This window comes from Rhizobacter sp. (assembly GCF_031412075.1).
Lineage (GTDB): Bacteria > Pseudomonadota > Gammaproteobacteria > Burkholderiales > Burkholderiaceae_C > Rhizobacter.
This window is the reverse complement of record NZ_JANOCG010000199.1, coordinates 1-11,391: the sequence shown is the minus strand read 5'-3', so window position 1 is coordinate 11,391 and position 11,391 is coordinate 1. Positions and strand designations below refer to the sequence as shown.

Below are 11,391 nucleotides of genomic sequence, written 5' to 3'. Positions count from 1 at the left end.
CGCCCCTTTCACACCTTCCTTGGGCAGCTTGAGGTCTTCCCAGGAGCGGATGTCAGCGCCCCAGCGCAACAGGTTGAGCACCAGCGCCGGCCCCGCGGGCACCAACGCAGCAAGGTGTTCCTTGGTCTGGATCACCACGCGGGCCAGGCCCACCTTGCCCTTCTTTAACAGTGCCTCGCGCAGCAGCGCATAGACCTTCTCGCCCTTGCCGATGGGCGCCAGGTAATACGGTCGGTCGAGGTAGACGAAGGGGATCTCGGCCGCGTCGACAAAGGCCTCGATGTCGATCGACTGGGTCGACTTCGGGTACACCGCCTCGATCTCTTCGGGGCTGAGCACCACGTATTTACCCTCTTCATAGGCCACACCCTTGACGATGTTGTCCTTGTCGATTTCCTTGCCGGTGCGCTTGTTGACACGCTTGTAGCCCACCGGATCCATGCTGCGCTTGTCGAGCCAGTCGAAATCGACGCCGCTTTCGGTGGTGGCGGAATGCAAACTGACCGGAATATGGACCAGCCCGAAGCTGATGGCGCCCTTCCAGAGGGCGCGTGATGCGGTAGCCATGAGTAGCCTCGTTTCGACGTGCAAAGCAGTGAAACGATCCTAGGATCGGCCGGCCTCTCGCGGCCAGTGCGGGCCGCCGTGTTTTGCTGTGGGAATGCGCCTACGGCGCGCGGTTCAGGCCACTTCAGGCGGCGATGAGTTGCGCCGACGCGACCTTCACGGCCGTGCCCTCGCTGGCCCGCGAGTCGTCGTCGAGCGGGCGCGGTTTTTCCACGCCATAACCTTGCACGTAGTCGACGCCCAGGCGACGCAGCATCTCGATGGTAGCGTCGTTCTGCACAAACTCGGCCACGGTGCGCAGGCCCATGCGGTGGGCCACGTTGTGAATGGCCTCGACCATCGCAAAGTCGACCGTGTCCTTGGCCATGTCTTTGACAAAGGCGCCGTCGATCTTCACGTAGTCGACCGGCAATCGTTTGAGGTAGGTGAACGAAGACATGCCAGCGCCGAAGTCATCGAGCGCAAAGCGGCAGCCCAGATCGCGCATGCCGTGCATCATCTGCACCGCCACGTCGAAGTTGCCCACCGCGGCGGTTTCGGTGATCTCGAAGCACACCAGCTCGGGCGCCACACGGTGGGCCCTGAGCTGCTCGCGCACGAAGTCGACCAGTGAGGCGTCGGCCATCGACGCACCCGACAGGTTGATGCTGAAGCGTGCCGGCAGTTGGTAGTGCCTGGCAAAGCCGGCGTGCATCTGCAGCGCTTTCGAGATCACCCAGCGGTCGATCGACGGCATCAGGCCATACCGCTCGGCAGCCGGGATGAAGGCCATCGGCGCGACGATCTTGCCTTCGTCATCTTGCAAACGAATCAACACCTCGACACTCTCAAAGCCGCCGCCGTTCTCTTGAATCGACGCGATGCGCTGCCCATAGAGCACGAAGCGGTCTTCCGTCAGCGCCTTTTGCAGGCGCGAGTACCAATCGAGCTCCCCGGTTCGCGTGGCCACGGCGGTATCGGCGTCGTCGTACACATGCACGCGGTTGCGGCCCGCTTCCTTGGCCACGTAGCACGCGGAGTCGGCCACACGCAGCAGGTCGGTGCGGTTGTATTGATGGGCCTTGAACGGCACCAGGCCGATGCTCACCGTGAGCTGGAAGGAGCGGCCCTCCCACACGAACTGCAGCTCGCTGATGCGCAGGCGCAGAGCCTCGGCCACACGCAGCGCAGGCTCGAGCGGGCATGCCTCGAGCAGCACCGCAAACTCGTCGCCGCCCAGCCGCGCCAGGGTGTCTTGCTTGCGAACCTCTTGCGTGAGCAGCGTCGTCACCTGCTTGAGCAGCTGGTCGCCGGCCGCGTGGCCGCAGGTGTCGTTGACCACCTTGAACTGGTCGAGGTCGAGGCAGATCACCACACCATGGGCTTCGGCGTCGCCGGTGGCCAGCGCCGTGTCCAGGCGCACCTCGAAGGCAGCACGGTTGAGCAGGCCGGTGAGCAGGTCATGGCTCGCCTGGTATGACATTTCGGCGGCCAGCTTCTTGGCCGGGCTCACGTCATGGAACACCAGCACCGCGCCCACCGCCAGGCCGTCGTGGCCGAGGATGGGGGCCGCCGAATCTTCGATCGAGCGGTGCACGCCATTGCGATGCACCAGCACCGAGTCCCGCGCCGAGCGTGGCTGCGCGCCGGGGCGGCCCAGTTCGGCCAAACCATGGTTCAGGCGTTCGCGGGTGTGGGCGTGAACGAGCGGCGCCACCTCCGACAAGGGTTTGCCGATGGCCTCAAGCGCAGGCCAGCCGGTCATCTCTTCGGCCGCCGGGTTGAGGTAGGTCACACGCCCCAGGTGGTTGGTGGTGGCCACCCCGTCGACGATGGATCGCAGCGTGACTTCAAGCAGTTCTTTTTCATGGAACACACGTTCTTCGGCGCGTTCTTTCTCGACCACGGTGCGGCGCAGGCGGCCGCTCTGGCGCGTGAGCACCAAGGTGATCGCGATGATCACCAAAGCCGCCAAGCCTGCCACGGCCATCGAGCGTGCGCGCAAGGCTTCGTACCCCGCCATCGAGGTCGACGCCGGCACCGCCACCATCGCGTACAGGTCGTGGCCGGGAATCTGCGTGACCGACGAGAAGCGCGCCACACGGTCGGTGGGGCTGGGTGTGGGCGTCATGCTGCGGTCGACGCGCCTGGCGGCACGCAGCATGCGCTCGCCGTCGACCAGGTCGCCCGCCGTCTGGCGCTCATCAGACAGGCGCGAGCGGAAGATGCCCTCGGCACCCAGCACGCCCACCACGTTGCCGGGCTGGTCGTTGACGAGAAAACCTTCGGTCAACAAGGCGGCGTCGAACGCCATCAAGACGGCGCCGGCAAAGCTGCCGTCGCCGCGGCGCAGCTGCCTGCCCGCGGGCACCAGCCAACGCTGCAGCTCCTCGGAAAACACCGGCTCGGTGACGGCCAGGCCGGGGCGTGTCCAGGAGGCCTGGAAGTGCTGGCGGTCGGCCACGTGGGTGACCTTGTTCGGCACGGCACCCGGCGCGCGCGTCTTGGCAAACACCTGCCCGGCGTGGTCGGCCAGGGCCACCGACACACGGCCCGACGGGGCCAGCAGGCCGGTCTTTTCCAGTTCGGCCAGGTCGACGTTGCCGCTGTTTTCCTGGTAGTGCTTGACCAACGAGGCCGTCTGGTTCACCTGGTCGAGCAGGCGCTGCACACGGTCGCTCAAGCGCTGTGAGGCGGCATCGACCTCGCTGTAGGCGAGCTGCACGCTGCTGGTGTAGGCCCTCTCCAGCATCCACCAGGTGGCGCCGGCAAGCGCCAGCAGCAAGGCTCCCGCCACGGCGCAGGCCGTGGCGTACAAGCGCGAGGTCGAAGAGAGGGCCCGCTGGGAGCGGGCGGCAGGTGCGGACATGGCGCGAAGACCCGGAGTTCATGGGTGATATCGGGTCAAGAGCAGGCCGGCTTGAGCGACAAACCTGCCATGTGGCGCCACAAACCACGAAAACGTCACCATCTGTGATGAGTTCGGCAAACGACCATTCCCCGCGAAGGCGGGAATGACAGGTGCCCCTCACCTCTCCTTGCGATAACTCTCGCGCAGCTTCTTCTTGTAGAGCTTGCCGTTGTCATGGCGCGGCAATTCGCCCACGAAGTCGACGCTCTTCGGGCACTTGAAGTGGGCCAGCTGCGCGCGGCAATGGGCGATCAGCTCTTGCGCCAGCGGGTCTGAGGGCCGGTGGCCGTTGTGCAAGGTCAGCACCGCTTTCACTTCTTCGCCCCACTCGTCGTTGGGCACGCCGATCACACCCACGTCGGCCACGGCCGGGTGCGCGAGCAGCACCGCCTCGACCTCGGCCGGGTAGATGTTCACGCCGCCCGAGATGATGAGGTTGGCGCTGCGGTCGGTGAGAAAGAGGTACCCGTCTGCATCGAGGTAGCCCATGTCGCCCAGCGTGTAGTGCTGGCCGACGTAAGCCTGCTCGGTCTTGACCGGATCTTTGTAGTAGCTGAAACGTGACTCGTCGGGTGCGCGCAGGTAGACCGTGCCCACCTCGCCGGCCGCCACCTCCTTGCCGTCATCACCCAGGATGCGGATGTGCCCCGGCTCCGGCTGGCCCACCGTGCCGGGCTTGCGCAGCCAGGTGGGCGAGTCGACCATGCTGCCCATGCCTTCGGTGGCGGCGTAGTACTCGTGCACGATCGGGCCCAGCCACTCGATCAAGGCGCGTTTCACCCGCACCGGGCACGGTGCAGCGCCGTGCAGGATGTATTGCAGCGAGTTCAAGCGGTGCCCCCGGCGCACCGCCTCGGGCAACGACAGCATGCGGTGGAACATGGTCGGCACCATGTGGGTGTGGGTGACGCGCTGCGCTTCGATCAGCTGCAATGCACGCTGTGCGTCCCAGCCGTCCATCATCACCACCGCCGCACCAAAGGCATGGGGCACGGCGAGTGAAAACGACAACGGCGCCGCGTGGTACAGCGGCCCGGTGCACAGGTGCACGCTCACACCGGGCTGGTAGGCGGCGGCTTCGCTGGTCGGGCTGCCTGCCACGGCGCTGCGGTTCACGCCCTTGGGCCGGCCGGTGGTGCCCGAGGTGTAGAGCATGGAGGTGCCCAGCTGCGGGTCGCTGATGTCGTCTGCGGCCTGCCTCTGCAACACGGCTTCGTGATCTTCGAAGCCCGCCACCGCGCCGCCGATGGCGATGCGTGCGCAGTCGGTGCGTGTGGCGAGATCGGTGGCCAGGCCAGCAAAGCGCGCATCGAGAAACAGCGCCTTGGCGTCGGAGTCGTTGACGATGTAGGCCGCTTCATCGGCAGTGAGGTGCCAGTTGATCGGCGTGAAGCGCAAGCCGGCGCGGCGGGTGGCCCAGAACACCTCGGCAAACTCGACGCGGTTGCTGCACATCAGCGCCACACCATCACCCGCCTTGAGGCCCCGCGCCCGCAAGGCCCGCACCAGCTGGTTGCAACGTGCGTTGAGTTCGGCAAAGCTGCTGCTGCCGGCAGCGGCCAGCACCGCCGTGGCCTGCGGCATGACCCTGGCCCAGAACGCCACCGCCATGCCTCGCGCCATCGACTGGCCGAGCATCTGCTGCAAAAGCGCCGCGTCGGGCACGAGAGGGGTGTCTGCGTTCATGGTTCGGCCCACGGAGGATGCGTCGATTGTTCGCCTCGATGCAGCCCGCGAATGATCGGTGCATACCCTCAAAAAAAGATGGGGCCGAAGCCCCATTCAAACATGCAGCCGGACTCTCCTCCGGCACCGCCTAGGAAAACGACTGGGTCAGAAGCTGTGGCTGATGCCCGCCTGGATGGCACTCGCTTTGCCACCCGCGGTCGGCAGGAAGCCGGAGGCGATGAAGTTGTAGTTCGCGGAGTTTTCGTTTTTGATTTTCACGTAGTTGGCGTACACCGCGGTGCGCTTGGACAGGTGGTACGAGTAACCCAGACCCAGCTGGCGCGAGTCGGCATCGGCCAGGCCCTTGTCGTTGCGCTGCATGAAGCCGGCCTTGAGGGTGTTGACCCCGATCGCCCACGAGAAACCGATCATGAAGTCGTCGACCTTGCGGTCTTTTCCGGTCGGGCCGCCGAGCTGCCCGAAGGAGTCGACGTTCTGCGAGTGGTAGAAGCCCATCACCTTGAAACCGCTGAAGTCGTAGGACGCGCCGACCGACCACACGGTGAGGTTGTTCGCCGGGTTCGCAGTGGCCGCAGTGAGGTAGGCGCCACCGTCGGTGAAGGGCGCCTTGGTCTTGCCGAAGGCGGCCGCCACGAACAGCGGTCCAGTGCGGTAGCCCGAGCCGATGCCGGTGTAGCGCGGACCGGTGCCCTCGCCCAGCGCCACCTGGCCATAGGCGTACAGGCCACGCACCCACGTCGCGGGAATGTAGTAGCCCACCATGTTGCTGGCGCGCACCAGGGTGCCGGGGGCCAGCGTCTGGCCGATGGGCGCGATGTACTTGTAATAGGGCTGGAAGTTCACCGCACTGGCCACGCCTGCACTGAAGAAGGGATCGAAGTAGGTGGGCGGCACGAAGGTGGCCACGTAGTCGCGACCCATGCGCACTTCACCCACGGGCGTGAACAGACTCACGGTGGCCTTGCGGTTCCAGGTGAATGCGCCTGCCGGTGAGCTGCCGCTGAAGAGGTTGTTGGTGTTGGTCGCCGACCCGGTGCCGGTGTCACTGTTGGCCTGCGACTCCAGATAGAAGTGGGCTCTAAAACCGCCGCCCAGATCTTCGCTGCCGGTGAAACCAATCTTGCTCACGTACATGCCGCCGTCGCGAACCTGCCAGATGTGGCCACGGCCATCGGCGCTGACACGGGTGAGGTTGCCGTCCACGCCGCCAAAAATGGTCACGCTGCTGGTGCCTTGAGCCACCGCGCCCGCACAAGCAGCCAACGCCGCCACGGCCACGATCAATCGCTTCATGGTGTTTGTCTCCTCGCTTGTTTTTTTGGGCGCACGCCTTGGTAGACATTCAGTCTACAAGCGTGGATTTGTGCACAAGCGAGGGGAATCCCTCCGTTGCAGTGCGTCAAGCAGAACAGGCGGTACGGCCTTTCGGGCCTTTCTGCTCAGCGTTTGGCGGTGGTTCGCCGGGCCGGTTTGGTGGTTTCGGTATGGCGATCGGATGGCACCGGGGCAGCCCCCGTGCCGAAGCGTTTGCCCACGGCTGCCCAGCCGCCGAGCATGAACTCGGTCCACACATCGGCGCTCACCTGCGGCGAAAACCCGAACTTGCGCAGCCCGCGCGCAGCCGAAAGCGGCGCGTTGATGGTGATGACGGCAACGATCTGCGCCACCTCGGGCGGCAGCCCGTAAGTGCGGATCGACTTGTCGACGAAGAAGCGCGTGCTGGCCATGCGCTCCTCGCGGTCGCGCGGTTGCAGGAGTTGTTGTGTCGAGCGGTCGCTGGCGAGCTCGCGCAGGATCTCGCCGCGTTCGTGGAGGTATTCGAACGCCTTCAGCGTGGCCACACGCACCACATGCTCGAATGGTGTGTCGGGCGGGAAGGCGCCGAGCCCGCGGCCGCGCAGCACGCTGTACTCGCGCTCGAGCAAGGCCACCAGCAGCTCGTCGCGGCTGGAGAAGTGGCGGTAGATCAGCGCCTTGCTGATACCTGCGATGGCCGCCACTTCTTCCAACGTGCAGTGCAGCAGGCCACGCTGCAGGATGAGCGTGGTCGCGCTGTCCATGATCTGGTCGCGCCGCTGCTGCGCCGACAGCCGCGGCTTGGCCGTTGTGCGCTTGGAGGCCGACACCATGAAGGGCTTCAGACGTCGGCCGAACGTTGCCGGTCGCTCACGCCCAGCCCGATGGCCCCGAGCGTGCTGCGTGTGGAGGAGGTGATCGTGTCGGTGCTCATGCGGCGGGCCACCTCGGGGTGGTGTGGTTCTTGTGGATCGACAAAGGCCGCCGAATCTAGCACCGACGCATTCATCACACGCCGGCGGGCGATCCGGACACGGGCAAGGTTTCGTCGGGTCTGCGCGGCAGAACGAGGTAGAACACGCTGCCCTGGCCCGGCACGCTGCGCACACCGACACGCCCGCCTTGCAGCTCGGCCAGGCTGCGCGTGAGTGCGAGGCCGAGGCCCGTGCCCTGGTGCGGCTTGGCATAACCCGACTGGACTTGCTGGAATTGCTGGAACAGCTTTTTCTGGTCGACTTCGCTGATGCCGATGCCGTTGTCTTCGACCTCGATGCGCAGGTTCAGCGCCCCTTCCGCCATCGTGCGCAACACGACCCGGCCGCCCTCGTTGGTGAACTTGATGGCGTTCGACAAGAAGTTGTAGAGCATCTGGCGCAGCCGCGCCGGATCGAGCTTCAGGTCGGTGAGGCTCGCATCGTGCTCGGTGACCAGCGTGATGCGCTTGCGCGCCGCTTCGGCCTGCAACACGCCGATCACCTCGCCGATCAACTTGGCCAGATCGACAGGCTCCGGAAAAAACTCGAATTTGCCCGACTCGACCTTGGCGAGGTCAAGCACGTCGTTGATCAATCGCAGCAGGTGTTGCCCGCTGGTGGCGATGTAGCCGAGAAATTCACTGCGCTTTTGCGGCGTCAGCGGGGCCGCATCGGCGCGCAGGATTTCGGCGAAGCCGATCACCGCGTTGAGCGGTGTGCGCAGCTCGTGCGACATGTTGGCGAGAAATTCGCTCTTGAGCTGATTGGCCTCTTGCATCTGCCGGTTCTCGGCCTCCAGGCGCACGGCGTTCACGCGCAACTCTTCGCTCTGCTTGCGCTCGGTGATGTCGATCACGATGCCCAGCATGAAGTACGGCACGCCGTTTTCACGCAGGAACGTGCCATGCGTGGCCAGCCAGTGCACGCTGCCGTCGGGCCACACCACACGGCAATCGAGTTGCCACGACCGGCCCTCGCTCACCACACCTTGCATGTAGGCGTCCACACGCTCACGGTCGTCGGGGTGCAGGTGGTCGAAGAAGCGGGCCACGCTCCAGTCGGCCACCGGCTGGCTGTAGCCGAAACACTGGTCGTGGCGCAGCGAGTGGTGCATGACCTGGGTGCGCAGGTCGAGGTCCCAGTCGCCGATCTGGCTGGCGTCGAGCGCCATGCGCAAGCGCGACTGGCTGTCACGCAGCGACGCCTCGGCCTGCTGGCGCGCCTGTTCGCGCTGCAGCAGCAGCTGCTGCGCATGGTGCAAGGCCTGGCCCAGCTCGGTGGCCTCGCGCACGGGCGATGCGGCAATCGTCGCCTCTTCGCCGCGGCCGATGGCCAGCGCAGGAGCGATCAGCGCCTGGATGGGTTGGGCAATGCTTCGCCCGATGCGCCGGGCCAGCACGAAGCCCAACGCCAGCAGCACCAGCGAACCGACGGCATACAGCAGCAGCGTGCGCCTCAGCTTGGCGTCGAGCTCGGCGTCGGGCACGCCGATGACGACCGACCAGCCGTAGGTGCTCGAACGGCTGAAGCAGCCCATGACGTCGACGCCGTCTTGCGTGCGGCCATGAAAGCTGCCTTCGCCGCGTTGCTTGAGCTGCTCCTGCAGGGCCGCGACCGCGGGCTTGCCGACAAACTGCCCGGCGCCGCGGTTGCGCGCGACGATCACGCCCTGTTGGTCGATCACCGCCGCCGCCCAGCCCGCAGGCAGACCTTGCCGCTCGAGAATCTGCGCAAAACGCGTCGGCGAAAACACCATCTCCAGGCGTGCCACGGCCTTGCCATCGCGCATCACCGGCGCCGCCACCGCAATCTGCGGCTGCTTGGACACCTGGCCGACGAAGAAGTTGGACACCGCGGGCTGCCCCGTGGCCATCACCTGCGGGAAACGGTCATTGCGCAAGGGAGGCAGCGGCTCGCCAAAGGGCGTGACCGCGCTGACGAGCACGCGCAGCTGGGTGTCGACCAGCAGGATGTTGTCGCCTCCACTGAGGCGCAGGGTTTGCGCGGCACGTTCCTGGAAACGGCGCAGGTCGTTGTCATCGATGCGGGTCGAGGTGGAGAGTGCCTGCAGCACCGCGATGCTGGTCGCCAGCTCACGCTCCACACCTTGCGTCATGGAGCGTGCGGTCTGCACCGTGGCGCTCAACACCGCATCACGCTCGCGCTCGTAAGAGAAGTACGACACGCCAACCGCCAACAGCCAGGCCGGAACCATGCTGGCCACCACCAGCAGCTGTATGCGCGCCGGAATGCTTGTTGTTTGCCTGCCCTGCTGTCGCCTGAACCACCGCGTCATGCCCGTCACGCCTCTCGCTGAGCCCTGTGCGGCGAATTACAACACCCCCTGTTTGCGCGAGCCGAACGGGAAACCCCACGCTGGTGTGACACAGCGCCAACTGCGTGCTTTCGCACATGCGTGTGGTGTGCGCGACGCAGCCGTTACAAGCGCACCCTCGTGCACTCCCCTCATGTCGGTGGAAGTGCACAACGCGGCGTTGTCCGACATCCAATTGCCACCCCCCATGTCTATGCTGTGGGCATGGACAACATCCTGCTCACACTCAACAACCTCAGCCTCGTGCAGATGGTGCTGGCGTGGCTTTTCGTGGCGAGCTACGCGCTGGCCCTGGGTGGCATGTTGGGCTCGAAGGGCAGCCTGCGCGCAGGCGCCGCGGCCGCGTTGGCCGCGGTGCTGTTTTCAGCACTCAGCGCCGACTGGGTACACGGGGCGCTGCTGGTGTTGTTTGCCATTGGCGGCATGGGTTTGTTCGTGGCGGCCTCGTGGGCGCTGACCTTCAGCTTGAGCCGACTGCTGTCGCCCGCCAAGCCACTTTCACAGGATGCAGCGGCCTTGCCTTCAGCGCCCACTGCTGCGCCCCGCCCGATCAGCGCCTTGCGCGCGCTGTGGCGCACGCACCTCGCGCCCTGATCGCCTGAACACCGCTCGAGCGGGCGCATCGGCAGCCATACTGCCAACTGCTGTTTTCTGCACGCTCACCCATGCACTCCCGACACCGAGAAAGACACCGCACCGACCGCATCGGCTGGTTGCGTGCCGCCGTGCTGGGTGCCAACGACGGCATCGTCTCGACCGCCAGCCTGGTGTTGGGCGTGGCGGCATCGAACGCCAGTCCCCAAACAATTCTCATCGCCGGTGTGGCCGGGTTGGTGGCGGGTGCGATGTCGATGGCCGCCGGCGAATACGTCTCGGTGCACTCCCAGGCCGACACTGAAAAAGCCGACCTCGCCAGGGAACGCGCTGAACTCGCCGCCGACGGCGTGGGTGAACACCGCGAGCTGGCGCACATCTACATGGGCCGCGGGCTCGACGCCACCCTGGCCGACCAGGTCGCCACCCAACTGATGGCGCACGACGCGATCGGCGCGCATGCACGAGACGAACTCGGCATTTCCGACACGCTCAGCGCGCGACCCATCCAGGCTGCGCTGGCCTCCGCCGCGAGTTTTGCCGTGGGCGCTGCGTTGCCGATCGGCGTGGTCGCGTTCTCTCCGGCCACACTGCTGATCCCGGGGGTCGCCGGGAGTGCATTGGTGTTTCTCGCACTGCTCGGCGCGGTGGCGGCGCGCGTGGGTGGCGCCAGCATGCTGACCGGAGCCTGGCGGGTCTGCTTCTGGGGTGCGGTGGCGATGGCCGTCACCGCAGGCGTGGGTGCGCTGTTCGGCACCGTGGCCTGACGGGTTCACCCGATGCGCCGCGAGAGGTGGGCGCAGAAATGAAAAAGGGCAGACGCTTCTGCGTCTGCCCTTTTTGCAAGAAGCTAAGAATTACTTCTTGGCTTCTTCTTTCTTCTTCTCAGCCTTGGCTTCGGCCTTCTTCTCAGCGGCCTTGGCCTTGCTGGCGGCGGCAGCCGGAGCGCTGGCCTTCATGGGGGCTGCACCAGCGTGCGAAGCGGCTTGAGCGGCCACGCCGGTCAGGGCGAAGGCGGCGACGATCAGGGTCGAGAGGATCTTGCT

General features: G+C 65.9%; 9 protein-coding genes. 2 read left to right on the top strand and 7 right to left on the bottom strand.

What is annotated here, in order from left to right; genetic code table 11:
- The 6 genes from ku to RMO40_RS06855 form a co-directional block, all read right to left on the bottom strand.
- The coding region (ku, locus tag RMO40_RS06880) for a non-homologous end joining protein Ku (protein WP_309718158.1) at nt 1-567 on the bottom strand (567 nt) is incomplete at its 3' end.
- Nucleotides 568-691: 124 nt separating this feature from the next.
- Nucleotides 692-3,415, bottom strand: a complete 2,724-nt coding sequence (locus RMO40_RS06875) for an EAL domain-containing protein (protein ID WP_309718155.1) — start codon at nt 3,413-3,415, stop codon at nt 692-694.
- A 159-nt stretch (nt 3,416-3,574) separates the two neighbouring features.
- Nucleotides 3,575-5,143, bottom strand: a complete 1,569-nt coding sequence (locus RMO40_RS06870) for an AMP-binding protein (RefSeq protein ID WP_309718151.1) — start codon at nt 5,141-5,143, stop codon at nt 3,575-3,577.
- 147 nt (nt 5,144-5,290) lie between these two features.
- On the bottom strand, nt 5,291-6,439 hold the full coding sequence (locus tag RMO40_RS06865; protein ID WP_309718148.1) for a porin: 1,149 nt from the start codon (nt 6,437-6,439) through the stop codon (nt 5,291-5,293).
- A 146-nt stretch (nt 6,440-6,585) separates the two neighbouring features.
- Nucleotides 6,586-7,275, bottom strand: coding sequence for a TetR family transcriptional regulator (locus RMO40_RS06860; protein WP_309718145.1), 690 nt, complete (start codon nt 7,273-7,275; stop codon nt 6,586-6,588).
- Nucleotides 7,276-7,450: 175 nt separating this feature from the next.
- Complete coding sequence (locus RMO40_RS06855; RefSeq protein WP_309718161.1) at nt 7,451-9,631, bottom strand: ATP-binding protein; 2,181 nt, start codon at nt 9,629-9,631, stop codon at nt 7,451-7,453.
- Between the two features lie 324 nt (nt 9,632-9,955).
- Here RMO40_RS06855 and RMO40_RS06850 point away from each other — a divergent pair, with 324 nt between their 5' ends.
- Entirely contained in the window at nt 9,956-10,345 is a 390-nt protein-coding gene (locus RMO40_RS06850; RefSeq protein ID WP_309718142.1) for a hypothetical protein, read from the top strand.
- A 71-nt stretch (nt 10,346-10,416) separates the two neighbouring features.
- A complete protein-coding gene (locus tag RMO40_RS06845) occupies nt 10,417-11,112 on the top strand; it encodes a VIT1/CCC1 transporter family protein (protein ID WP_309718139.1) in 696 nt (231 codons plus the stop codon).
- 90 nt (nt 11,113-11,202) lie between these two features.
- On the opposite strand, the gene RMO40_RS06840 is transcribed toward RMO40_RS06845, so the two are convergent.
- Nucleotides 11,203-11,391: hypothetical protein (locus RMO40_RS06840; protein ID WP_309718135.1), on the bottom strand; the 189-nt coding region annotated here is incomplete at its 5' end.

Bases quoted from the DNA above. Each gene is read 5' to 3' on its own strand.
- RMO40_RS06870 (WP_309718151.1), bottom strand. From the start codon at position 5,143: ATGAACGCAGACACCCCTCTCGTGCCCGACGCGGCGCTTTTGCAGCAG.
- RMO40_RS06850 (WP_309718142.1), top strand. From the start codon at position 9,956: ATGGACAACATCCTGCTCACACTCAACAACCTCAGCCTCGTGCAGATG.
- RMO40_RS06860 (WP_309718145.1), bottom strand. From the start codon at position 7,275: ATGGTGTCGGCCTCCAAGCGCACAACGGCCAAGCCGCGGCTGTCGGCG.
- RMO40_RS06855 (WP_309718161.1), bottom strand. From the start codon at position 9,631: ATGGTTCCGGCCTGGCTGTTGGCGGTTGGCGTGTCGTACTTCTCTTAC.
- RMO40_RS06845 (WP_309718139.1), top strand. From the start codon at position 10,417: ATGCACTCCCGACACCGAGAAAGACACCGCACCGACCGCATCGGCTGG.
- RMO40_RS06875 (WP_309718155.1), bottom strand. From the start codon at position 3,415: ATGTCCGCACCTGCCGCCCGCTCCCAGCGGGCCCTCTCTTCGACCTCG.
- RMO40_RS06865 (WP_309718148.1), bottom strand. From the start codon at position 6,439: ATGAAGCGATTGATCGTGGCCGTGGCGGCGTTGGCTGCTTGTGCGGGC.